The following is a 26051-nucleotide window of genomic DNA, read 5'->3' on the forward strand; positions in this document are numbered from 1 at the left end:
TATTTAAAATCAACCACTTAACTTTTTGGCACGCTACTTGGATTGTAATAAGAGAATTAACGGATTAAGTAAGAATTTAAGGAACGAATATGAAATTGATAAATGCCATTGTTAAGCCATTCAAATTAGACGATGTACGCGAAGCGCTCTCTGATGTGGGTATTGAAGGTATGACTGTTTCTGAAGTGAAAGGCTTTGGTCGTCAGAAGGGACACACTGAATTGTATCGTGGTGCAGAGTACCAAGTGGATTTCCTACCAAAGGTGAAGCTAGAGATTGCTACCCAAGCTGAGAATGTTGACCGAGTTGTTGAAGCGATTAGCCAAGCGGCACACACCGGAAAAATCGGCGACGGCAAAATTTTTGTGTATGACCTAAGCCAAGCCGTACGAATTCGTACTGGTGAAATGGATGCTGAAGCACTTTAAAGAATTACAAGGACTGGAGACTTTAATATGGAACTTACAACAACAGTAACGGAACTACGTTACGCACTAGACACTTTTTTCTTCCTCATTTCAGGTGCGTTGGTAATGTGGATGGCAGCAGGCTTCGCGATGTTAGAAGCTGGCCTAGTTCGTTCAAAGAACACCACAGAAATTTTAACTAAGAACATCTGTTTGTACGCAATTGCTTGTACAGCTTTCTTAGTGGTTGGTTACAACATCATGTATGTCGACAACGGTGAAGGCGGTTGGTTGCCATCATTTGGTACTCTAATTGGTACACAAGGTGAAGGCGCAGACCACTCTCTAGAATCAGACTTCTTCTTCCAGGTAGTATTCGTTGCAACAGCAATGTCTGTAGTATCTGGTGCGGTTGCTGAGCGTATGAAGCTTTGGTCATTCCTAATCTTCTCTGTAGTACTAACAGCGTTCATTTACCCAATTGAAGGTTACTGGACTTGGGGCGGCGGTTTCTTATCAGAAGCGGGTTTCAGTGACTTCGCAGGTTCAGGTATCGTACACATGGCAGGTGCAGCAGCAGCGTTAGCTGGTGTTCTACTACTCGGTGCTCGTAAAGGTAAATACGGTAAGAACGGTGAAATCTACCCGATTCCTGGTTCAAACATGCCACTTGCAACGCTAGGTACATTTATCCTTTGGTTCGGTTGGTTCGGTTTCAACGGCGGTTCTCAACTAATGGTTTCAGACTTCGAGAATGCGACAGCAGTTGGTCAAATCTTCCTTAACACCAACGCAGCAGCAGCAGCGGGTGCAATCGCAGCACTACTAGTATGTAAAACAACTTGGGGTAAAGCAGACCTAACAATGATTCTTAACGGCGCGTTAGCGGGCCTAGTAGCAATCACTGCAGACCCTCTATCACCATCACCTCTATTTGCTGTAGCGATTGGTTCGGTATCTGGTGCATTGGTTGTATTCAGCATCATCGCTCTAGACAAAGCTAAGATTGATGATCCAGTAGGTGCTATCTCTGTACACGGTGTATGTGGTTTCTTCGGTCTAATGGCTGTGCCACTAAGCAACGCTGATGCAACGTTTGGTGCTCAACTATTAGGTGCAGCAGTAATCTTTGCATGGGTATTCGGTGCTAGCTTAGCGGTATGGGCAGTGCTTAAAGCAACAATCGGTATCCGAGTAACGGAAGATGAAGAACTTGAAGGTATGGACATGCACGATTGTGGTGTCGGCGCTTACCCTGAGTTTGTATCAGTAAAATAATCAACAGTCGTCGCCTAATCTGAATGGGTTAGGTTGGACAAAGAAAGCCCCGTAACTCTTGTTGCGGGGCTTTGTTGTATTTACGGTTGAACAATATATAAACACGAGCGTTGAAGTTAGGCTCATTGTTTAAGGGGGATGACAAGACACAAAGTTGAAATGGTTTGTTACAAAAGTGAGAGTTTAAATGGTCTGAGTAGACGGATTTTTTGTTGGTCGTCATTGTAATTATGTTAATGATGAATATAATAACGCAACTGATAGACATTATCATTTCGATATAAAGGATTTTACAATGAAGAAACTGCTAACACTTTCAGCTCTAGCGTGTGGTGTAATTGCCCCGACAGCAATGGCTGCGGAAGAAGTAAACGTATACTCTTACCGTCAACCTTTCCTTGTTGAGCCAATGTTCAAAGAGTTCACAAAAGAGACTGGCATTAAAGTAAACGTTAAGTTTGCTAAAAAAGGTTTAGCAGAGAAGTTAGCTCAAGAGGGTGAATACAGCCCAGCTGACGTTGTCTTAACTGTAGATATCAGCCGTCTATCTGAACTAACTAAACAAGGTCTAGTTCAATCTGTAGAGAGCGATGTACTTGAAAAGAACATCCCTGCTCAATACCAAGATACAGATAACGAGTGGTTCGCTCTAACAACTCGTACACGTAGCGTTTATTCTTCACGTGACCGTGTTGGTCGTCTAGGTGAAGAGTTCACTTACGAAGATCTAACTAAGCCTGAATTTAAAGGCAAAATCTGTACTCGTAGCGGTAAGCACCCATACAATGTTTCTCTAGTATCTTCGATGATTGCTCACAAAGGTGAAGCTGAAACGAAAGAATGGCTAGAAGGCGTAAAAGCAAACCTAGCACGTAAGCCTCAAGGTAACGACCGCGCGCAAGTTAAAGCGATTAAAGAAGGTCTATGTGATGTTGCTCTTGGTAACAGCTACTACCTAGGTAAGATGGTTAATGATAAAGAGCAAAAAGCTTGGGCTGACTCTGTTTACATTAACTTCCCTAACCAAGAGACTACAGGTACTCACGTAAACATCTCTGGTATGGCAATGGCTAAATACTCTCCAAATGAAGAGAATGCCGTTAAGCTGATGGAATTCCTATCTGGTAACACAGCACAAAGCATGTACGCAGAAGTGAACTACGAATACCCAGTGAAAGCAGACGTTAAACCTTCGGAGCTTGTTGCTTCATGGGGCGAGTTCAAAGCGGATACTATTTCTCTAGATGAAATTGCAAACCACCACGCGGCTGCAATCAAGCTATTAGACGAAGTTAAGTTCGATCTATAATTTATTACGGTAGGCTTCGGCCTAAGTAAAATAACAACCTCAAGTCGCCATTTTGGCTACTTGGGGTTGTTTGTTATTGGAAAATCACTTTTTGATACAAAGCACCCCGTTGATCCCTTGAGTTATTAGCATCTCACCTTGAAGTCATTAGAGTATATGGGTATAAATAACCCCACCATTAAAAGGATATGAGATGTATTTGCAAATGCATTTGTGTTTCATTAAGCCTCGTTGTAGTTAGGCGATGAAAGAAAAGAATTATTTATGGAACACCAGTAGCGGCATTATTGCTGTATTACTGGTTTTACCGATCTTAGCGATTTTTACGACGGCTGTTGGAGAAACAGATGAGCTATTTTCTCATCTGATGTCCACAGTGATGCCTACCTATGCCTACAATACGGTGGTTTTAGTCATAGGAACCATGTTCCTGTCTTTAGTTTTTGGTATTCCGTCGGCTTGGGTTATGGCAATGTGCCGTGTTCCGGGAGAGCGTGTTTTGCAGTGGGCACTCGTCCTGCCATTAGCAATGCCAGGCTATATTGTTGGCTATATCTTTACTGATTGGTTCGACTTTGCTGGTCCTGTTCAGGTTCTACTGCGAGATCTTACTGGGTGGGGACCCGGTGAGTATTGGTTCCCGGATATTAGAACCTTATCTGGCGCTATTATTGTTCTATCTCTCGTTCTCTATCCTTATGTTTATTTGCTGTGCCGCGCGGCATTTATGGAACAAAACGTCTCCTTATTGCAATCCGCTCGGTTACTAAAATGCTCACCTTGGGAAAGCTTCCGTCGTATCTCCTTACCACTTGTTCGTCCATCAATGGCGGTCGGTTTATCGCTTGTTGCAATGGAAACCATCGGTGACTTTGGTACCGTGAGTTACTTTGCGGTAAATACTTTAACGACTGCGGTTTATGATACTTGGCTAGGCTACTCAAGCTTAACGGCAGCTGCGAAAATATCGGCAATCATGCTGGTTATCGTGATCCTACTGTTGAGCTCAGAGCGATACAGTCGCCGTAAGCAGAAGCTATTCCAGAATCAGTTCAGCAGCCGCGAAGATTTTCGTTACGACCTTTCTGGTTGGAAAAAATGGCTGGTACTATTCTGGTGCTGGGGATTAGTTTGCGTTGCATTCCTGTTCCCTCTTGGCCAGCTCATTATTTACGCCTACAAATATTTTGCTCAAAGCTGGACCCCTGAATTCAGAGAATATGCCATCAACAGCCTTTACGTTTCGGTAGCTGCTGCGATTATTGGCGTGATTATCGCGATGATTGTTAACTTTAACCAACGCGTTAGTCCGAGTAAGAAAAATCAGGCTTATATGCGCCTCGCTTCGATGGGCTATGCCGTCCCAGGCACCGTGTTAGCGATTGGTGTGATGGTACCTGTTTTGTTCATGGATCACTTGGTCAATGACATTGCGAAAGTGATGGAGTGGGGGCGACCTGGTTTGATCTTCTCTGGTTCGATGTTCGCGCTAATCTTTGCCATGGTGGTGCGCTTTTCGGCAGTGGCAATTGGCAGTATTGAAAGTAGCTTGAGTAAAGTATCTCCTTCATTGGATATGGCCTCTAAAACCATGGGTTGCAATACCAATCAGATGTTACGCCGTGTTCATTTACCTTTGATTAAACGCGGCGCATTGATCGCTGGTTTACTGGTGTTTATCGAATCAATGAAAGAGTTGAATGCGGCATTGCTGCTGCGTCCTTTCAACTTCGAAACATTGGCGACTTATGTTTATAACTATGCCTCAGATGAGCACCTAGAGTTGGCGGCGATGCCTGCTGTATTATTGGTGTTGGTGGGTTTAATTCCTCTGATCATCGTAAACCGTTCCTTGGAGCAGAAAAACTAATGAGTTGTGCATTATCAATTAAAGATCTGACTTGTAAGTATGAGTCGCAAACCATTTTGGAAGCGCTCTCGTTAGAAGTTGAGCATGGTGAAATTGTTTGTCTTCTTGGTGCGAGTGGCTGCGGTAAAACGACCTTACTGAAGGCGATTGCGGGCTTACTTCCATTAAGTAGCGGTGTGATGAGTTTGAACTGTCAAACCATTGATGATGGCGAGAATTGGTTGCCACCAGAGCAGCGTAACATTGGTATGATTTTCCAAGATTACGCCCTGTTTCCGCACCTGACGGTAAACCAGAATGTCGGCTTTGGCTTGAAAGACCTTTCTGAGCAGCAAAAGAAAGACAAGGTTCAAGAGATGCTGGAGCTGGTTCACTTAGATGAGTACGGTGACCGCTACCCACACCAACTTTCAGGTGGTCAACAACAGCGTGTCGCTATTGCTCGTTCTTTGGCGTACAAGCCAGACTTACTACTGTTAGATGAACCATTCTCAAACATCGATACTCAGGTTCGTCATGAGCTGATTTCTCAGATTCGTAAGATCTTTAAGAAGCAGGGTGTTACAGCTATCTTCGTAACTCACAGCCGTGAAGAAGCGTTCGCGTTTGCAGATAAAATGGCAGTAATGAACCATGGTGTGATTGAGCAGTATGGTTCGGCCTCTGAGTTGTATTTCCATCCTTCGAGTAAGTTCGTTGCAGACTTTTTGGGCGGCGGTAGCTACCTTAATGCACAGCGTATTTCAGAGCATGAATTTGAAACCAGTTTGGGTATGGTTGAAGCCAAACCGCAAACGGAGATTGAGTTCGGCAATACGTGTGAGCTTCTGCTAAGACCCCAGCATATACAAGCAAGTTACGAGCAAGATAGTGCTATTTCGGTGCTAGAACAGCAATTTATGGGTGATCATTGTCGTTATGTAATCGAAGCGCATGGTCAGAAGTTATTAGCAACCTCGTCAGAAGCACTTGAAGTGGGTATGCCGGTCAACGTAAAAGTCGATACCAAAGGCGTATTGGCTTTTTAAAGAGATATAACGCGATACTAATCGTTACAAGAATCGTGATAAAAAAGCCCAGCACTTTAATCAAAGTACTGGGCAAGAGTTCTTCACTTATAGGCTTTAACAAGGCAGTGATTTGTTAAGTCCCATACAAAACTGCTGCACTCTATAAGCCTATAGAGAGAGGAAGTCTTTCACTTTTTGAAGAACACGTTCTGCAGTGTCTTTATCTTCCATTTCTGCGAAGATTCGTAGTAACGGCTCTGTTCCTGAGAAGCGAGCAATGACCCAGCCGCCATTTTTGAAGTACACCTTGGCACCATCTTCATAGCTGACTTTTTCAATTTCGTATTCAAATTCAGGCAGTTGCTTCTCGACGTAGATCTTAGTGTAGAGAGCTTCTTTCTCTGAAGGTTTAAACTTACAATCGCCTTCTGCGGTGTAGGCATAGCCATATTTAGAGTAAATCTCATCAAGTAATTCAGACAGCTTCTTGCCTGTCACACTGATCATCTCAACCAGCAAGCTTGAAGCAAATACGCCATCCTTACCTTTGATGTGACCTCGAATGGTTAAACCACCCGAACTTTCGCCGCCAATCAGGGAATCATCAGCTTCCATTTGCGAGCTGATGTGCTTAAAGCCTACAGGAACCTCAAAGCTCTTCTCACCATGATCTGCCGCCACTTTATCCAGTAGATGTGTGGTTGCGATGTTACGAACGACAGAGCCCTTCCAGCCTTTGTATTCCAGCAAGTAGTAGTAAAGTAGGAGTAGTACTTCGTTAGGATGAATGAAGTGACCTTTCTCATCGATGATTCCCAAACGGTCGGCATCGCCATCAGTACCAATACCAATGTCATAGCCTTCTGCTGCAACTAAGTGCTTCAAGCGATACAACGTTGCAGCATTTGGAGATGGCATTAAACCACCAAAATCTGGGTTTTTGCCATCGTTGATGACGTCGACATCACAGCGACCGTTAATCAGCACGGTTTGCAGAGCATTTTTTGCCACGCCAAACATTGGATCAATCAGTACACGTAGGTTAGCTTTCTTGATCGACTCGATATCGATGAAGTTGATGATTGAATCAACAAAGTCGTTCATCGGGTTGATGATCTCGATTTCTTTGTCGTTTAATGCTTGTTCGAAATCGACTCGGATAACGTCTTCGTTGGTCAGTGTTGCGATTTGCTGTTCGATCTTCTCTGTGATGATCTCATCGGCATCGCGGCCGCCTTCAATGAACACCTTGATGCCATTGTAGTCTGCTGGGTTGTGAGAAGCGGTAATACACGCCGAGTAGGTGCATCCCATCTCTTTCGCTTGGAACATCACGATAGGTGTTGGAACGAACTTATCAATGAAGCTTACTTTGATGTTGTTCGCCGCAAGTACTTCTGCAAACCAACATGCGGCTTTATCTGAAAGGAAGCGGCGGTCATAGCCGATCACAAACCCATTCTTGGCTGCATCTTCGTTGTTGATGATGTTAGCGAGCGCTTGTGCTACCAAACGGACGTTTTCTCTAGTGAATTCCTCACCAATGAAAGCGCGCCAGCCACCTGTACCAAATTTAATCATTAGAAAATCCTTTTAGTCTCATTGTCTCAAGCCGTAAAGACTTGAGACAAGAGCTGTTCGTTAAATTGCGTGACTAGCCTAGAACAACGACAACATCGTTCACGCTGCCTTCTGCTTGTACTGGGATTGCGCCTTCAACTGATTCACCGTTGATAGTGATAGAGGCAACGCCTTTGCTTACGGCATTCGGGTTTTGTACTATGATGTTGTAAGTCGCGCCGCGCCATTGACGAGTAACCTCGAACTCTGGCCAATCAGTCGGGATACAAGGATCAACCGTTAAGCCTTCAAAGCCTGTACGAACACCAAGAATGAAGTTGGTTACCGCGAAGTAAGCCCAACCCGACGTACCCGTTAACCAAGGGTGGTTTGCACGGCCGTGGTCTTGGTGATCTTTACCCATGATGAACTGCACGTACGAGTATGGTTCTGCGTAACGTGTTTCAATCATGTCGTTTTGGTTGTACGGGTTCAGTGCGTCGTAGAACTTCATAGCACGGTCACCACGACCTAGTTTAGCTTCTGCTACCCAAGCCCATGGGTTAGGGTGAGAGAAGATTGCGCCGTTCTCTTTTACGCCTTGGTAAACGCGAGTTACGAAGCCGATGTCATCGTTTGGTGTTGCGAATGAAGGAGAGTTTAGGTGTAGGCCATATTCAGAGAAAAGGTTCTCATCAACAGCGTCCATCGCTTTCTCACCGCGTTCTTGAGATACCGCGCCAGATAGAACCGCGAGCGTGTTTGACTCAAGGTGTACACGACCTTCAGCTTGTTGAGCTGTACCGATCTTGTCGCCATTTTTAGTCAGACCACGGATGTACCAACCACCCTCGTCATCCCAAAGATGCGTTTCACACGCTTCGCGAACGTTAGCTGCCATTTCAGTGTATTTCGCAACGTCAGCATCGTTATTGCGGAACTTAGCAAGATCTAGGAATTCTTGTAGAGCCCAGAAGTGTAGGAATGAAACCATTGAAGATTCACCGCCACCTAGGTTCAAACAGTCATTCCAGTCTGCGCGAAGGCCTTTACAGATACCCGTTTGACCCACGTATTCTGCAGAGAAGTTCAGTGCCGCTTTCATGTGTTCGTAAACTGTTGCGTCGCCACCGTCTGCGTATGGAATCACTTCATCAAAGAAGTCGTGCTCACCGGTTTCCATTACGTATTTGATGATGGTCGGAACGATCCATAGGTGATCATCAGAACATGTGTCTTCAATGCCGTGGATCTTGTCGTCATCTGACGGTGTTGGAACAACTGTTGGTGATTTTGATGGCTTAACGTCGGCTTTCTCTGGATCGAACCAGTCAGGATCGAACAAGTGTAGACCGTAGCCCGCTTTCACTTGGCCGCGAAGCAGGTCGATAATACGCTTCTTGGTCATTTGTGGGTTGGCATGAGGTACTGAAATAGCATCTTGCGCCGTATCACGGTAACCAAGACCAGTACGACCGCCAACTTCGATGAATGATGCAAAGCGTGACCAAACCACACAGGTTTCCGCTTGGTATAGCGTCCACGTGTTGATCATTGTGTCTAAGCCTTCGTTTGGCGACTTAACTTGGAATTTGTTGCAACGCTCGTCCCAGTGATCTTTGATGCCTTGGAAAGCCGCGTCTACGTTTGCTGTGTCTTGGTACTTCTCACGTAGGCGTTCACCGTTGCCTTTACCGATACCGAGTACATACGCAAAGCGAACTTCTTCACCTGGTTGAATCGTAAATTGCTTGTGCAGAGAACCACAATGGTTGTAACAAGTTTGAGCGCTGTTAGAACACTTACCGTTTTCAACCGCAATTGGATTTGCTTCATCACGGTACATACCAAGGAAGTTGTCACGTTGGCCATCGTAGCTATCTGGTGAGAAAGTTGAAGCTAAGTAGTAGAAACCTTCAAAGTCGTTAGTGTTGTAGTACAAGTCGTATTCCAGAACACCTTCTTGGTAAGACGTGCCCGCAGAGTACAAGGACATCTGATGGTTCTGGTTGTCTGATTGAATGTGGCTGAAAGAGAACTCAACGAACGAGAATGTGCTGATGGTTCTTGGTTTGTCAGTGTTGTTCTTCAGTACGACATCCCAAACTTCTGCATCTTCACCCTTGGGAACGAATAGCGTTTTAGTTGCGGTAATACCGCTGTATTCACACTTGAACTTAGAGTATGACAGGCCATGGCGTACTTCGTAGTTCGCTTCATCTAGGCTTTTTGCCACTGGCTGCCAAGAGATAGACCAGTAATCACCTGTCTCATCATCACGCAGGTAAACATAGTGTCCTGGACGGTCGAATGTGCCGTTTGGACGGAATTTAGTAACACGGTTGTATTCCGGAGAATTGTAGAACGAGTAACCGCCCGCATTGTGCGAAATTACGGTACAAAACTTTTCAGTACCTAGGTAATTGGTCCAAGGTGCTGGTACATCAGGGCGAGTGATGACGTATTCGCGATTGTCGTTATCGAAATAGCCGTATTTCATTGTCATTTCCTTTTTAACAAACTGCATCTATGCAGCTAATTTTTAAATAGTGATGCTGAGTCTTATCTGACTGAGCACCTTAATTTGAGTCAGCAACCGCTCGATGTGAGTGTCGCTTTGGTTTTGTTTTATTGAGCTTTCCAAGGGTTGCGATAGTCAACATTGAGTCTGTCGAGTAATAGCAGGTGGCCCTTTAGGCGAGATAGGTAATCTAGCCAGTTTCGGTTGTTTTTATGTGTCCAACATCCTTCAGCTAAAGCGCTAATTCTTGGAAATACCATGTAATCCATACGCTTTTGGTTGGTGACGATCTCACACCATAGAGCACACTGAATTCCGCGGATCCGCTTACGAATTGGGTCGGTGTCGGATATCTCAGCAAGTGCTTCGTAGGTATAAGCTTGTTCTAATGGGATAACGGCAGCCCAATCTACGCCCGGTTCTTCCGGTGCATAATCTTGGGTCATGTCGAGATAGGTAAACTGTGCAGGTTGCAACACCACATCAAAGCCTTGGCGAGCGCAATTGACAGCCGCTTCTTCACTGAGCCATGAGTAAATGATGGTCTCTTTACTCACTTTGTCGCCGTGCTGTGCTTCTTCCCAGCCGACCATGCGTTTGCCGAGCTGCTTAAGCTTGTTCTCGGCATAGCGGAATAGGTGGCCTTGTAGGTCTTTGCTGTCTTGGTACTGGTGTTCTTTCATCAATGCTTGAGCAGCAGGGCTGTTGCTCCACACGCCCGGTGGCACTTCGTCTGCACCCATGTGAATCAATTCGCTCGGGAACAGCTCTGCGACTTCTTCAATAACCGCGTCTAAGAATTGGTAAGTGCCGGGCAAGCCTGGGTTCAGGACGTTGTCGTTGTAGTGCTGAATGCTCTTGTATTGAGTGGTATCCGCTTGCTCTACCAGCATGTCAGGCAGTGATTTGATTGCGGCGCGACAGTGTCCCGGAATATCGATCTCTGGGATCACGGTGATGCTGCGTTGCTCTGCGTATTCAATGACTTCGCGAATCTGTTGTTGTGTGTAGAAGCCGCCATAGTTGTCAGCAATGTGGGTGTATTGCGGTTCTAGTGCATGATCAGGGCCACGCCAAGCGCCAATTTCTGTTAGCTGTGGCAGGCTCTTTATCTCAATTCTCCAGCCTTCATCATCGGTGAGGTGCCAGTGAAAAACGTTGAATTTGTAGTGCGCCAATTGGTTGATTAAACGCTTCACTTGATCCACTGAGTGGAAGTGACGAGCGCAATCCAACATCATGCCGCGGTACTTAAAGCGCGGTTGGTCGGCTACCTTGCAACATGGTAGAGAGAAGTTCTCTGCGTCCAGTTGTTGAACTAGTTGAATCAAGCTTGCCACAGCGTGTGTAAAGCCCGACTGGCTGCCTGATTCAGCAATAATCTGTTGTGCAGTGATGGTCAGCTTGTATTCGGCTTCATCTAACGTCGGGTTGCTGCGAAATAGAATGTCGCCGCTTTCGTCTTTTGAAAGTTCAGCTGAAAGCGCGGTCGAAAGAGACAGCTCAAAGGTCGAGAGCAATTCTTGCTGGAACCAAGAGACTGCCTTATCAGCAAGATGAGATTGAACCTCAACCTTGCATTCGCTGTTTAGCGCGAAGCTACCTTGCTGAAATTCGATCTGGTTCGGCTGAGGAATCAATGCAATCTCAGCTGCATTCACTTCAGGTATCTGGTTGCGTTCACGGTATGGCGAAGCCAGTACAATGGGTGATATCGCGACAGGCAGTACCGATGTTTCTCCATCATGATGTGACTGGATAAAGGCATCGTTAAGGCCATCAGAATAGAAGCGGAATGGTGCGCTTTGAATACTGAATTCAAGGTAGTAATGGTTGTTGGCCTTTAACACTGACGAACTTGGTGTGAACGAGCAAAAGCTGCCAACTTGAGTCAGCTCTCCTTGCGATAAACTCTCTGGAAGGATGAAACGATCAAACGCAAAGTGCAGAGACCAATCTTTTACGTCGAGGTCACTTAAGTTATGTACCGTAAGGCCAAATCGGCAGTTATTTTTTTGTTCAGAAAGAACAGCTAAGTCGATGCGATAATTCATATAACTTCCCTGCTAAGCCTGTTGATACAAGTTGTGTTGTGGTTTTCCGGCAAACATCAATGCGCCTTCAATAGCGTCGAATTGAGGTTTTACGATCCATTGTTGTACTGGTGGTGATAGCCAGTTGAGAATACGCTCAGCGATACTTCCCATTAAGCACACCTTGTCAGCGCCTTTTCGATGCAGTGCTAAGACAAACATTTCGATATCAGCCGCGGTTTGCTTGAGCATATCGATAGCCAGTTCGTCACCTTCGTTAGCGAGTTGAAAAATCACTGGTGAGAATTGACCGTAATCCTTTGGAATCGCGCCTTTTGACCATTCGACAATGGCATCCACATCATTATTAAAGTGATTCATAACGTGCTGAGTCAGTGGGGTTTTGCTGCGAATACCGTCTTCTGCAAGTAAGACTTGTTGAATCAAACGTAAGCCCATAACCGCGCCTCCGCCTTGATCTGAAACCGGGAATTCACGACCGCCAACCACATGTTGCTCGCCGTCTTTTAGGTAGATACCGCAAGAACCCGTACCACCAATCATGATTGCGCCGTTTTGGCCATTGTGAGCACCAATGCAAGCGCCATAAGCGTCGGTATTTAGTGTCATGCTTGCGAAAGGGTGTGGTTGAGCCATGAAGTCGAACCATGCTGATTTTTGCTCAGCACCAGCCAGTGCTAGGCCAACATGCATGTTTGAAAAATGGCCTGAATTGAGTTGCCCTTGCTGAGCAGCTTGGGTAATTGCATCAACGATAGAGTTCATCGCGACATCAACACCCAATAAAATGTTGGCACTGCCACTTTTCGCTTCACCAATCAATTTGCCTTGGTCGTCACGAATACGAGCACGACAAGAAGTACCACCACCATCAATACCTACATAGTAAAGAGTCATGATTATTGCTCCTTACGCTGAGCTAAGAAGTTGAACTGTGCAGCGGTTGCTAATAGGAACCACGCACCGTGAGGGATCCATTGTTCACCCCAGCGCCAGTTTTGAAGCATGTCATCTTTTTGTGCTGGTGGATTGAACGCAATGTCTTGCTCATCTTCAAAACCAGCTGTGATGCCATTACAGATACCGCCTTTCGCATTGAAGAAACCAAGCTGAGGCAGGTAGTCTGGGTTGTTATGGCCATGACCATCGAGCATGCACATGTGATATGGGTTTAGGCCCAAGATCCAATCAAGGCTATTTTGTGAAAGCTGGATTAAACGCTTCTGAAGGTCATTATCTTTAATGTGCGGTTGAACTAGGTAAGCCATGGTTGCGATCGAGCCAAGGCGTGCGTTCTCGCCTTGCCACCAGTAACCGGTTTCGTTCTGTTGAGCTACGAAGAAGGCATCACGTTTATCACCATCGACAGATTTAACGTACTGTCTTGGGTAGCCGAATGGGTTGGTGACTTTGTCGGTGATGTTGATTTCGAACTGACAAGCTTGTTCAACAACTGTGCGAGCCTGTTCTTTTAGTTCAGCATTGGTTTCGTTGTCGATGTATTCACATAGTGCAATCACCGGAAGGCCGGCTTCTGCTGCATGAAAGTATGGTCGAGTACCATCAGAGTTCGCAGACCAGAAGTGCTCAAATGAATCATCTGAATGTTGGCGAGAGATTAAACGAGTCGCCCAAGTTCGGGCTTCTGTTAAGTATTGCTGATCTTGAGTTACGCGATACAGCTCATTGGCTGCGAGTAGGGCGCAATACTCATCGATGATGTTCTCTTCACCATCGTTTAGATACTGTAGGTTGTACTCTTTTAGGTGCCAGTAACCCTTAACAGCCGTTTCAAGGTATGTGTGGCTCGAGTAGCTGCCAGAGATTTCAAGCTCAGAAGCGGCGGCTAATGCTGCGATAGCAACACCTGCACCTTGTCGGTAGCCCGCTTGTAAGTCCGTTGATTTATGACCTTCTTGAGTCGCATAAGCACAGATATCGCGCTGGTTGATATCTTTGCTCCATTTATCGAATACCGTCATATAGAAGTATCCGTCAGCGTCTTGCATACGTACTAAGAAGTCGGCACCGAACAGAGCCTCTTCCGTTAGACGAGTCATGGAGAATTTTGGGAAGTCTGGGTTATAGCTAGTCAAGCGTACGCTTTTTAGCATGTTCCAAACGACCATTGGAATTTGTTGTGGGTTTAGGTAGTTACCATAAGACAGGTGGCTAAAATACTTACTGACATCACCTGATGCGTCATACCATCCACCGTGGACATCGACGTATCGGTCGGTACCTAGAATTTGTGCTTGTCGATCTTTTTTGTCGAAAATGCCGCCACAGCGTTGTGACTTAAAGTAATGAAGCACATCAGAGAATGTGTGGTTCATTAATAGGTTGCTACCAATCTCAAATACTTCTGAACGCAGGTTGTCAAAACGTAGATAGTAGCGACCAGATTCAGTGACTGAACCGAAATCGATAGTGAAGAATTGCCCTTGATGCCAATTTGCTACGCCGCCTTGTTTAACCACATCAAAACTTCCGACAGTCATATGGTTGTCTGCACAGACGAGCAGAGCCGTTGTGCTAGATAGGCGAGCTTTCTTCGTTTGTAGGATAGCTTGCTTGGGGCCTGTGGACTCATAGCCAATATGGTTGGTCAATAACAGCATCAATATTCTCCGACAGTCCTAGTTTCTATTGGCTAGGTACTTGAATGTTTTGGATATAAATAGTTAGGGCCCGCAGACCCTAACTTGGGTTTTATTGCTTAGCTTTCGTGTAGGTAACAGCGCACAAAGTGGTTATCAGCGAGCTGCGTAACCCCTGGTAGCTGCTCTTTACACTTATCCATTGCATGAGTACAACGACCTGCAAATGGGCAGCCTGCTGATACTGGTGTCCACAGAGGAATCTCCCCTTTATTGCCAGCAAGTTGTTCGTGGATCGATTTCTTAGGATCTGGAACAGCAGAAACAAGCAATTGCGTGTATGGGTGCTGAGGGTTAGCAATTACGTCATCGGTATCGCCCCATTCCACCATGTGTCCTACGTACATCACTGAAAGATCTTCAGCGATATAACGAGCGGTTGCGATATCGTGAGTGATGTAAAGCAGAGACATTTGCTTCTCAAACTTCATCTCTTCCATCAGGTTCAAAACGCCCGCACGAATCGATACATCAAGCATTGATGTTGGTTCATCGGCTAATACAACTTCTGCACCTACCGCGATGTTGCGCGCTAGGTTGACACGTTGACGCTGACCACCAGACAGTTGGTGAGGGTACTTTTTCGCCGTCTCTTTTGGCGGAATGAGACCGACTTGCTCTAAAAGATCGTAAACGCGTTCTTCTAGCTCTTTCTTGTTGCCCGGAGATACTTTCTTGTGGATCAACAGTGGTCGAGCAATGTGGTGGAAGATATTGTGCGTTGGGTTCAATGAACCAAACGGGTCTTGCCATACCATCTGCACGCCTTCACGGTAGTGCATAAGATCTTTTCTGCTTGAGATCTCTTGGATATCACGACCTTTGTATTCGATCGTGCCGCCTGAAGGTGCGTACATTTTGGCGATCATTTTTGCGGTTGTTGATTTGCCTGAACCAGACTCACCAACCACTGCTAGGCCGCGGCTTTTGTACATCTTGAATGACACGTCGTTAATCGCACGCATCATTGGGGTTTGAATGGTGGTACTGCTTATTGGGAAGTCTTTTACGACATTCTTGCCTTCTACCAATAATTGACCGAAATCTTTGCTCATAATTGTCTCCAGAATCCTTATTCGCTTTGCTTGTTTTTAGGCGGTCGAGCCGCCTTGTTCGTTATTCACGCTGAGTCAGCGTGCAAGCTATAGCTTCCTTTGTACTATTGGGTCACCGTACAGGTGACAGTTAGACAAATGTCCCGGGTCGATAGAACGCAGCTTGGTTGGCACCTTGGTACACGTTTCATGTACACGGTCACAACGAGCTTGGAAACGACACCCTTCAGGGATCTCTAACAGGTTCAGAGGGTTACCCGGAATACCTGCTAACTTTGTCTTTGGCCCTGTCAGTGGAGGGAAAGAACTTCCCAGCCCTTTGGTGTAAGGGTGGTAAGGGTTTTCTAGAATATCTTGAGAGTTAGCCACCTCGATTAGCTCACCTGAGTACATGATGCCGATGCGGTCAGAGAACTCGACCATCAATGACAAGTCATGGGTGATGAACAGAATCGAGAAGCCAAACTCTTCTTTCAGTGCATAGATCTTTTGTAGGATTTCGCGTTGCACAACCACATCAAGTGCGGTTGTCGGCTCATCCATAATGATCAGCTTTGGATTCAGTGCTAACGCGATAGCAATAACCAAGCGCTGACGCATGCCGCCAGAGAATTGGTGAGGGTAGTCACTCAATCGGCTCGGGTGAATATCGACGATTTCAAGTAGACCTTCAGCACGTTGTTTAGCTTGCTCACGAGTCATGTTGGTGTGACGCATAATTACGTCACAGAACTGCTCTTCCATCGGTAGTACTGGGTTGAGTGCGTTCATCGCGCTCTGGAATACCATCGACATCTCACTCCAACGGAACGACTGCATACGGTCATCACTGTATTCAAGGATGTTCTCACCGTTGAAGATAACCTCACCACCACTGATGTAAGCGGGCGGCTTATGAAGACGCATAAGGGAGAAAGCGACCGTTGATTTACCACAGCCAGATTCACCAGCTAGGCCGAATACTTCACCTGGAGCGATGTCGAAACTTACGTTGTTACACGCACGAACATCGCCTGACTCTGTGATGTAATCCACGCATAAGTTGCGGATAGAAATTAGTGGTTCAGACATGATTATTTATCTCCGCTCCAAAGTGCATTTTGTGGTGGTAGTTCTGGTTCACGTTCTTCTTTGTCTTGAGCTGCTAGTTTCTTCCAACGCTTCATGCCTTTGTGAGAACGCAGTTGCGGGTTAGCAATTTCATCGACAGCGAAGTTAAGTAGAGCAAGGCCAGTTACAAGTAGTGTCAGTGCGATACAAGGAGCCAACAGTTCCCACCAAGCGCCAATCAGCATTGATGAAGAGGTTTGAACGTTGTAAAGCATGATGCCCCAGCTGATTGTGTTCGGGTCACCAAGACCTAGGAACGAGATGGTTGCTTCCATCATGATTGCGTACATCACCGAACCGATGAAGCTTGCGCCAACGATAGAGATAAGGTTTGGCAGAATCTCTACGAAGATGATACGGAATGAAGATTCACCCAAAACTTCAGCGGCTTTTACAAACTCTTTTTCACGCAGTGCTAAGGTCTGGGAGCGAACAACACGGGCGCCCCAAGCCCAGGACATAAAGCCGATAACCAAGGTTATGGTGAGTGGCCCTGCCTCACCGATAAAGGCTGCTACTACGAACAGTAATGGGTATTGAGGGATTACCAGCATGATGTTCATTGCGGCTGTTAGTACGTCATCGACACGGCCACCGAAGTAACCTGCAGAAACACCAATAACAGTTGCGAGTAAACATACGGTTAAACCCGCACCAAAACCTACAGCAAGAGATACGCGTGCGCCGTATACCACTTGAGACCAAACGTCACGACCCATACGAGTTGTACCTAGTACGTGGTCTGCCTTTTTAGACATGATCAGTGTACGACGGTCGTCTGCTAGGTTTTGAGCAACCCAGCCATCAGGGTTAGTTTGTGCAGACTTCACTACGAAACCAGGGTATTCGTGTGGGTTACCTGTACGTTTGTCTGGTACATGTTTAGTGATCAATGGAGCTGCAATCGCGCCAAGAATAAAGATACTTAGGATGATGACGCCTGTTAGAGCCATCGGGTTACGCCAAATGAGTTTTAGAAAGTCTTTCATGATTATTTACCACCCTTACGAAGACGAGGGTCAAGAACAACGTAAAGCATGTCTGCAACTAGGTTAAAGAACAGCATGAATAGCGTCATGATAAGCAGCTGACCTTGCAGTACTTGGTAGTCACGAGCGTTAATTGCGTTGAAAAGTACGCTGCCAAGACCTGGGTAGTTAAAGATGATTTCGATAATTAACTGACCACCGATTGCCATACCTAGCGACATTGAAAGGGCTGTCACACTAGGTAGCATCGCGTTACGAGCTGCGTAGTTGAATACCACTCGGTTTTCGCTCAGGCCTTTGCCTTTCGCCATGGTGATGTAGTCTTCGGCTAGTAGGTTGATCATGTTGTTACGCATGTTTACTAGGAAGCCACCAATTTGAACAACAGAAGCACAGAACAGTGGTAAGAAGGCGTGGTAAGCGACATCTTTAATGAATGCCCAGCTTGTCCAGTCAGGCATAGTACCTGCGGTGTAGGCGTAACCTGTTGGGAACCACTTCAAGCCAATTGCAAAGGTAAATAGTGCAATCATTGCGATAACAACTTGAGGAACGGCTTGTAGAATCAGCATCCCTGGCGTTACGAAGGCATCGTACTTACTGCCGCGTTTCCACGCTGCGAAAATACCTAGGATTGAACCAATCGAGAAAGAAAGAATAACTGCGGTGCCGGCTAAGAAAAGCGACCAACCGAATGCTCCACCCAACAGTGTGTTTACAGAAAGTGGGTAGAATTGAATTGATGTACCAAGTTCCCAGCTAAGAATGTTCTTCATGTACGCTACGTATTGAACCAGTAGACCGCCATCAACGAAGCCTAATAGTTCTTTCATTGCAGCAATACGCTCTGGAGTAACTTGTACAGAAGCGTTCGCAAACATCATGGTAACTGGGTCACCAGGCATTGCTCTTGGAATAATAAAGTTTAACGTCGCAGCAACTAATAGCGCGACAAAATAAAATGACAAACGTCTTAAAAAATAACCCATAACTCACACCTTACTCACCCAGATTGTTTCCCTGTTTCTGGATTCAGGTCGCTCCTAGCGAAATTTGGAACGAAAAATCCCCTGACGACTAGCGCCATACTTTCAATTGAGAGTGTGGGGATTTTTATAAGCGGCGTAAGAGGTTACGCCGCAAGGATTGAACGATTACTTATTTAACTGGTTTTAGGTCCAGTACATGAAGTAGACGCTCTGGAATACCAGCCCAAATGTTTGGACGGCCTTTTGGATTTTCTTCGTTCCACCAACCAGTGAAGCGAGTTGTGTTGTATTGGTACATGTAAGCACCAGACATCACAGGGATTGTCACTTGGTCTGCAGCGATGATTTGCTGGATACCGTGTGCAATGTCTAGCTGCTCGTTCTTATCAGCTGTTTTGTAGAAGCTGTTTAGAAGACCATCTAGCTTGTCGTTTTTGTAGAAGTGCATTGCGAAACGAGGCATACCATCACCAGATTGTAGTGATGAGTTGTAAGCACTGTTCCAGTACGTGTATGGATCCGCACCGTGGAAGTAGTTTGTGTATGCTACGTCGTATGTACCTTCAAGCATTGCTTGGTTGTAAACAGAGAAGTCAGGTGTACGAGCTTTCGCTTTAATACCGATTTCGTTCAGCTGTTCTACCGCTAGTTGAACTGTGTTGTTGAAGTCAGTCCAGCCGTTTGGCGATTGAATCATTAGTTCGAAAGACTTGCCTGATGGAGTGTCAACAAAACCATCTTTGTTTACATCTTTGAAGCCAGCGTCAGCAAGAAGCTTCTTCGCGCCTTCAGCGTTGTAAGTGTTGAAGCCTTTGTACTTGTCGTGAGTTTTTTCATCAGACCAAGCTTCAAACGCGTAGCCAAGACCCGATGCGAAATCGTTCACAGTACCGCCACCGTAGAATGCGATGTCGATGATAGTTTGACGGTCAAGAGCCATAGAGAAAGCACGACGGAAGTCAACGTTGCTCAATGCTTCATGCTTCGCAGCATCAGGGTGCTTGAAGTTAACGATGAATGCCTGTGTACCTGCTGGCGGGTACCAGTAGTGGTGTTTAGGGCTAGCTGCTGCGTATGTACGATCGATATCTGGAACGAAAGAAGACGTCCAGTCCATTTCACTGTTTACAACTTTACCTAGGAATTGGTCGTTGTTCGCAATTTGTGGAACACGTAGACAGTCAACATCTAGGTTGTCTGCATCCCAGTAGTTCGGGTTTGCACACTGGATGTAAAGTTGCGCTGTAAACGTATCGATTTCTGTAAATGGACCAGAACCTACCGGGTTCTCATTGGTAAACGTTGATGGATCTTTAACGTCTTTCCAGATGTGCTTAGGTACTACAGGTACTTTAGCAATCTCGTAAGGTACGTTTGAGTTTGCTTCTGTTAGTGTGAACTTAACTTGATTGTCGTTCAGTTTTTCTACAGAAGTTACCCAAGAGTTGATACCAGATTGGTCAAGCTCTGGTTTCTCTTTTACAAGGTTGAAAGAAAAAACAACATCATCAGCAGAGAAAGTTTCTCCGTCTGACCATTTAACACCCTTACGAATGTCGAAAACAACGCTCATCAGATCATCTGACATCTTGAAGTTTTCAGCTAGACGGAACACTGGAGTGTTACCGTGCATTTCGTTAAATACTACTAGCGGCTCATACATGAAGTCAGTTGTAGTATGTAGGTTAGTAGCACCAAGGTACGGGTTAAAGTTACGTACGAATGTAGTGTACTCTTTCGGGTGAACGGTCAGTTCACTGCGTTCTGCAGCGGTTGCTACTGATGCAAAACCTGTTGTAGCAGTTGCAATAATTGCTGTTGCTATTGCTGTTTTTTTTATATTGGCAAGCATAGCTGTTCCTTACTATTTGCTTTCATTTCACTAATGGATTGAATGTTATCTGTCGCTAAATTGTTTAGTAGATACACACTCTGGTTAAAGGCCTACCTCTTCTTCGTTGCTCCAGATTCATCGTTGATTCTGAGAAGTGGTAAGAGTGGCCTGTAGGCCTTTGGCAGGAGTAAGAAAACACCTTATCGATGAATTAATCAAACTCGTTTCCCGTCAAAAACGTTAAAAACACACAACCTCACGTCATTAACGTCAAAATAGGTTGCTTTGGTGGTTTTTTGTGCGCAATTGTTAAGGTGATGTGACTCGCATTTGGTTTTGTGGTTACCGCTAGTTGTAAGTGGTCACTAACTTTAAAGGCTTTTTATTATAATGCTTTACCCTACGTTGGTATAATTGTAGATCTCGGTCACTTGCCAGTTTTACGTTAAATTTCCCTAGAAAATTAAATCTGCCGTTCTGTTGTGACTCGCTTCTCAAACTGCAACAAAGAGTCAGATAACGGTCAGATATGATTGAGAATAGAACGAAAAGTACTGACACTTACAAGCACGCACTGTGCGTAATTGGCGTGAATTCTTCCTTGTTTAAAGACGTAAAAAAAGTGTGTTGCAAGCGTTGGGATTCTACTTTTTGTGTTTATGAGTCGTACAAAAAAGCCCACGCTAGGTGGGCTAATTTGGTGATGTTGGTTCAGGGTTTAACTGGTCAGTAGTTTCTGCAGTTTATCCCTTAGCATCTCAATATGGGTTCTTTCTGGCGTCTGTTCTTTACAGTGTTCCAGTATGAATTCGATTGAGCTCAGTACCGTTCGCCAGCGAGGCGTTTTCGGTAGGGTTTCGACGCGTAGGTATTTGTCTAGCGTTCGAGTTTGCAGTGTACTGCGGTCTAAGTAGACGCGCCACAAGCCACTCTTTTCGGCGAAAGCAAACTTGGTTTCACCAGTCACTGATTCCCAGTAGATGATGGCATTAGTCATCGCATCGACCAGTACCTCACGCATTAACTCTTGCTTGTTTTTACCTTCACCGGTTGCCTTGTCAGCAAGACGAGTAAATTCTCCGCCAAGCTCTTTCAGCTGCTGTAACTTGTCTTTGTCGCCTTCAAAGGCATAGCTAGAAAGAGCCTCAACCGCCGTTTCAAGGTTATTGATTCGGTTGGAGTTAACACCACCACCTACATTAAAGATATACATGGTGTCGAGCCCTGAGCCTTCAGGCAGCTTAAGGATGTCACTTGGTATGCGCTGACGTGTGTCGTCTATATAGATATCAATGTCACCGCAGTAGTGGGCTTGTTCCACCTTAAGGTACTTAGGCGCAATGATCTCGTCGGCCATTGAGCGTTTAAGTTGTTCTTGTCCGCGCCTGAATAGCTTCGCCGCCGCTTCGTTAGCAAAGCGAATACGTTGGTCATCACGAATACAGATGATGGCTTCAGGTGCCGATTCTAGTTGCTCTAATAAGCGCCCTTGAGTTTCTAACAAGTTAGCCTCAACCATCGCTCTATGTTTGAGCTCGAGTTGCAGTTGGTCGTTTTCAAGGCGTCTCTGTTCAGCTTTGCTTGCTGATAGATGCGCTGTTATTCGAGCCGCTAATTCTTGTTTGTTGAACGGTTTAGACAAATAGTCATTAGCGCCCGCTTCGAAACCTCGAACACGGTCTTCTGCTTGGTTGAGGGCTGTTAGCATGATGATTGGCAATTGAGCATGATCGTATTGCTTTCTCAGTGCTTCACAAACCTGATAGCCGCTCATTCCTGGCATCATGATGTCGAGTAGAAGCAGCTCTGGCTTCTCTTTTTCAATCAGTTCAATGGTTTCAGGGCCATCACATGCAGTACGCACTCGATAACCTTCTAACTTCAAGAAGCTGTCTAATACTCGCAGGTTAACCGGCTCATCATCGGCGATGACCAGTAACGGGCCATCTGGGTTCTCACTGATAACACTGTTTTCTTGTTGGCTGTTATCAATCAAATCAGGCGCTTGGAAGTGCGAGTAGTGACCGGATTCGTTGTAACTGTCCAACTCATCTTGAGTCGCTAGGGGCAGGGTAAAGCTAAACGTAGTGCCAAGCATTGGCTGACTACTAACGTAAAGTGAACCGCCCATTAGCTCGATCAGCTGACGACTGATAGATAATCCAAGTCCGGCACCTTGGCGGTAGTTACTCGCATCTTGGCCTGCTTGAATCAATGGCTCAAAGATGTGTTCAAGATATTCGGCCGGAATACCTTGACCAGTATCGACAACTTGTACACGAATGTTGTCGTCGATAACGCTGGCAGAGATAACAATTTTACCTTCCGAGGTGTACTTGATAGCATTGCCGACCAAGTTATACATCACTTGCTCAAGTCGTTGAGGGTCAGATGAAACCAGCCCTAAATCACTTGGGACTTGGTTAATGATACGGATTGGTTTATTGCCCAATAAGTGATGAGATAACTCTAGGACCAAGCTGGTGGCTGCAGATAAATCAACGGCTGATTTCTTAATGTCTAAGCTGCCATAGCGCATCTTGTGATAATCAAGCAGATCATCAACCAAGGTCGCCAATCTTTGACCACTATTGATGATGATATCCAGCTGATATTTCTGGTTAGCCGGAATAGGACCGTTCGCTCCAGATATCAACGCTTCAGCGATACCCACCATGCCATGCAGTGGTGTTCTCAACTCATGTGAAGTAGTCGCTAAGAACTCATCTTTGAGTTTGTTGGCCAGTTGCAACTCTTCGTTTTGCTTTTGAATGGTCTTAAGGTTGTCCTCAAGCTCATCGTTTTGGCTTTTGATGAGTTGCATTTTTTCACGAATAGAGCGCTGCATTCTTTCGAAGCTCACCGCGAGGCGGCCGATTTCATCTTTGCGTTCGGTATTGATCATGGTTTCATCGAGATCACCCGCCGATACTTTCTCGGCAGCCCACGTCAGTTTAAGTAGTGGGGATGTGATGAAGTTAGACAGGTAGTGCGATGCAACGACTACGAGAATGATCGCCGTTAGCATCACGATCACGAAGATCTTTTCTAACTGATGAATACGAGCAAACGCCTCTTTTTCTGGCAGCTCTACGACAAGAGCCCATGTTGCATATTTCAGCTCAATTGGTGTATATGCTGCGATGATCGCTTGATCTAGGGTGTTGTCGAAGGTGCCAACCGCTGTTTCGCCAGCCAATGCTTTATCAACAACGTCTAGGCTCAAGTTGATAGATTCTTGTGAATGGGCAAGGCTACGCGGTAGGTGATCATCACCTACAAGCAGCGTTTGAATATTCGAACTCTTGTTGAGATCCGCAATCAGCTTAGTAATGCCGTTGATTGGCAGCCTAAACATCGCGTAGCTGTGTAGATAGCCTTGTTGGACAATAGGCGCACCTAACCATGCAGTCTGCTTGCCGTTCTCGTCTTTAAAGTCAGAAACGATAACCGGCGTGTAATCTTCGTTAGATTTACGTCGGTCGGTTACGTCTTTGGCTAGTCGTTGAAAGGTAATCCCTAGGTTGGAATCCTTGTATTTTCCAGTCAGTAAATTGGTTCCGTAATCGTCATTTTTAAAGACGGAATAAGCGACGTTACCGTTGATATCAACTAAGAGAATATCGTCAAAATCAGAGCGTTTAAGCAGTTCTAGGTAAGCATTATGGTAGCGCTTGTGCAGTAAGCGATAACGTTCGCTGCCAATAAAGCTGCTGGACTCTGGAAGAATCGACGTTTTGATTTGATCGCCAGAGCCTTGAATGTAGCGTTGCTGCGCATTACTGCGTGCCTCGTGAATATCTAACCCCAATCGTTGGAATGCATTGATCAAACCATAAAATCGCCCGCCACTGGCATTGGCCAATTCTGAGCGAACAAAGCCCATCACTTGGGATTCTTGAGCTTGTAGGTAATCGACAATTTGCTGCTGCTTAGTATCACGAACCGAAACAAGGTGTGAGGTGCTTTGTTCCTGGAGATCCTGACTGTGCGATTGGAGGAAAAATATCGCGATAAGTGTCACTGGGGTAATACTGAGGACAAGAAATGCCAGCATTAGGGTATTTTGAAGGCGCTTAAACTTCTGCTTACGATAGAATCTAAACATAAATTGGGTACTACTTTCCTTTGATGTACTGCTAAAAGGGGCGAAAACAAGTACAGAGAATAGAATTAACGGGTTCCAATTTAACGAAATTAACGAGTTTTTTTACTTTGACAAGTAAGTGGTATTTAAAGCGTGTGCAAAAGCTCATTTTTATAGAGTTTTGACAAAAATATGAACAGACAGCGCAGATAATGACCCTGCGCTGTGCTAGAGAGGTTATTTGTTTGCGTGATAGATCGCGAATTTAGTAGTCTTATTTAGAGTCGCGCATTTTCCAAACGCTTGTTCAATAATTGGAATGTATTTTAAGAAACTATTCGCAACAATAATCATCTCTCCAGAACGCTTCAAATGCTTTGGAGCCTGAGCAAGTAAGGTCTCAGTCGCGCTGTAGCTAGTATCTAAACCTGAATGGAATGGCGGGTTACTGATGATGAACTGATAGTCTTCTGCAGTATTAGAATAGACATCGGATGCGAAGACTTTACCCGATAAACCATTCGCTTCTAGCGTTGCTTGGCTTGATGCCACGGCAAACGCACTGATGTCGCACATTTCTAGCTCGATATCAGGGTTACGAGATGCCATTACCGCGCCCAGCACGCCTGCACCACAACCAAAATCCAGTACCTTGCCTTTTAGTTTTGGCAGAGTATCCAGCAGCAGTTGGCTACCAACATCGAATTGACCGTGACTGAAGACGCCAGGAAGGCTTTTTACCGTCAGAGGTTGTTCATCAATGTTAACCGTGTAGGTCTTAAACCAGTCTTGTAGGTTAAATGCTTGTGGCTGCTCGAAGCATTGACCCCAGTAGAAAGAGCAACGACGCGCTGAATCGTATTTAACAACTTTGCCGTAAGGAGCAAACATCTTCTCGATGCTTTTCACGCCTGAACGGTTTTCACCAACCACGACGATCTCGGTATCTTTGCCTAGCTTGGCAAATAGCATCGCCAACAAAAACTCTGCTTCCGCTTTGGCTTTTGGCCAGTACAGCATCACTAAGTCGGCTTTGGTCTCTTCGGTAAACTCCGCACCATAAAAACGTTGGATGGTGTTGCAGCCTTCTAATTGACGGTAGTAGCTGTAATTAGAAGTAAACACAGAGACAGATTCACAATGCTTCGCTAACTCAACAGGGAACAAGTCTTCTGCCTCACCGGCAACTAAAACATGTTTGCCTTCAAAGTAGGCGAGTTGGCGTTGAGCAATCTGGCTTGGGGCAATATAAGCTGACATAGGACACTCTGTTGAATCGTTAGCAAAAAATGAGGGCGGATTTTCGCATAATCCGCCC

At 45.5% G+C, this 26051-nt stretch carries 17 protein-coding genes; 5 read left to right on the forward strand and 12 right to left on the reverse strand.

Annotation, left to right across the window (positions count from 1 at the left end; translation table 11 throughout):
* Positions 1–89 precede the first annotated feature (89 nt).
* From glnK to AB6E85_RS17590, 5 genes are all read left to right on the forward strand, one after another.
* Complete coding sequence (gene glnK, locus AB6E85_RS17570) at positions 90–428, forward strand: P-II family nitrogen regulator (protein WP_004738200.1); 339 nt, start codon at positions 90–92, stop codon at positions 426–428.
* 27 nt (positions 429–455) lie between these two features.
* Positions 456–1685 carry an ammonium transporter gene (locus AB6E85_RS17575; RefSeq protein WP_048612324.1) on the forward strand — a complete coding sequence of 410 codons (1230 nt, stop codon included), beginning with the start codon at positions 456–458 and terminating at the stop codon, positions 1683–1685.
* Positions 1686–1980: 295 nt separating this feature from the next.
* Positions 1981–2994 (forward strand): Fe(3+) ABC transporter substrate-binding protein, encoded by a 1014-nt coding sequence (locus AB6E85_RS17580; RefSeq protein WP_016790767.1) that lies wholly within the window; start codon positions 1981–1983, stop codon positions 2992–2994.
* A 244-nt stretch (positions 2995–3238) separates the two neighbouring features.
* Positions 3239–4864: an ABC transporter permease gene (locus AB6E85_RS17585; protein ID WP_372143385.1), complete on the forward strand. Its 1626-nt coding sequence runs from the start codon at positions 3239–3241 to the stop codon at positions 4862–4864.
* Positions 4864–5892 carry an ABC transporter ATP-binding protein gene (locus AB6E85_RS17590; RefSeq protein ID WP_017059417.1) on the forward strand — a complete coding sequence of 343 codons (1029 nt, stop codon included), beginning with the start codon at positions 4864–4866 and terminating at the stop codon, positions 5890–5892. Before AB6E85_RS17585 ends, AB6E85_RS17590 begins: the two co-directional genes overlap by 1 nt.
* A gap of 150 nt (positions 5893–6042) precedes the next feature.
* Here the strand turns inward: AB6E85_RS17590 and AB6E85_RS17595 are convergent, their stop codons facing one another.
* The 12 genes from AB6E85_RS17595 to rsmC all read right to left on the reverse strand — a co-directional run bounded on the left by AB6E85_RS17595 (position 6043) and on the right by rsmC (position 25993).
* Positions 6043–7455 carry a phosphoglucomutase/phosphomannomutase family protein gene (locus AB6E85_RS17595; RefSeq protein ID WP_048612323.1) on the reverse strand — a complete coding sequence of 471 codons (1413 nt, stop codon included), beginning with the start codon at positions 7453–7455 and terminating at the stop codon, positions 6043–6045.
* Positions 7456–7528: 73 nt separating this feature from the next.
* Positions 7529–9934, reverse strand: a complete 2406-nt coding sequence (locus AB6E85_RS17600) for a GH36-type glycosyl hydrolase domain-containing protein (RefSeq protein WP_372143387.1) — start codon at positions 9932–9934, stop codon at positions 7529–7531.
* A 128-nt stretch (positions 9935–10062) separates the two neighbouring features.
* A complete protein-coding gene (locus AB6E85_RS17605) occupies positions 10063–12009 on the reverse strand; it encodes a beta-N-acetylhexosaminidase (protein WP_372143388.1) in 1947 nt (648 codons plus the stop codon).
* A 12-nt stretch (positions 12010–12021) separates the two neighbouring features.
* Complete coding sequence (locus AB6E85_RS17610) at positions 12022–12906, reverse strand: BadF/BadG/BcrA/BcrD ATPase family protein (RefSeq protein ID WP_372143390.1); 885 nt, start codon at positions 12904–12906, stop codon at positions 12022–12024.
* Positions 12907–12908: 2 nt separating this feature from the next.
* On the reverse strand, positions 12909–14630 hold the full coding sequence (locus AB6E85_RS17615; RefSeq protein ID WP_372143392.1) for a glycoside hydrolase family 9 protein: 1722 nt from the start codon (positions 14628–14630) through the stop codon (positions 12909–12911).
* A gap of 98 nt (positions 14631–14728) precedes the next feature.
* Positions 14729–15724 carry an ABC transporter ATP-binding protein gene (locus tag AB6E85_RS17620; RefSeq protein WP_017059411.1) on the reverse strand — a complete coding sequence of 332 codons (996 nt, stop codon included), beginning with the start codon at positions 15722–15724 and terminating at the stop codon, positions 14729–14731.
* 87 nt (positions 15725–15811) lie between these two features.
* Positions 15812–16795, reverse strand: coding sequence for an ABC transporter ATP-binding protein (locus AB6E85_RS17625; protein ID WP_048605693.1), 984 nt, complete (start codon positions 16793–16795; stop codon positions 15812–15814).
* Between the two features lie 2 nt (positions 16796–16797).
* On the reverse strand, positions 16798–17823 hold the full coding sequence (locus tag AB6E85_RS17630; protein WP_017056648.1) for an ABC transporter permease: 1026 nt from the start codon (positions 17821–17823) through the stop codon (positions 16798–16800).
* A gap of 2 nt (positions 17824–17825) precedes the next feature.
* Positions 17826–18812 carry an ABC transporter permease gene (locus AB6E85_RS17635; RefSeq protein ID WP_017633262.1) on the reverse strand — a complete coding sequence of 329 codons (987 nt, stop codon included), beginning with the start codon at positions 18810–18812 and terminating at the stop codon, positions 17826–17828.
* A 169-nt stretch (positions 18813–18981) separates the two neighbouring features.
* Positions 18982–20664 carry an ABC transporter substrate-binding protein gene (locus AB6E85_RS17640; RefSeq protein ID WP_017056650.1) on the reverse strand — a complete coding sequence of 561 codons (1683 nt, stop codon included), beginning with the start codon at positions 20662–20664 and terminating at the stop codon, positions 18982–18984.
* A gap of 700 nt (positions 20665–21364) precedes the next feature.
* A complete protein-coding gene (locus tag AB6E85_RS17645; RefSeq protein WP_372143394.1) occupies positions 21365–24754 on the reverse strand; it encodes a response regulator in 3390 nt (1129 codons plus the stop codon).
* 216 nt (positions 24755–24970) lie between these two features.
* Entirely contained in the window at positions 24971–25993 is a 1023-nt protein-coding gene (gene rsmC / locus AB6E85_RS17650) for a 16S rRNA (guanine(1207)-N(2))-methyltransferase RsmC (RefSeq protein WP_248366676.1), read from the reverse strand.
* Between the last annotated feature and the right edge of the window lie 58 nt (positions 25994–26051).

This window comes from Vibrio sp. 10N.247.311.51, from assembly GCF_041467855.1.
Taxonomy (GTDB): Bacteria; Pseudomonadota; Gammaproteobacteria; order Enterobacterales; family Vibrionaceae; genus Vibrio; species Vibrio coralliirubri.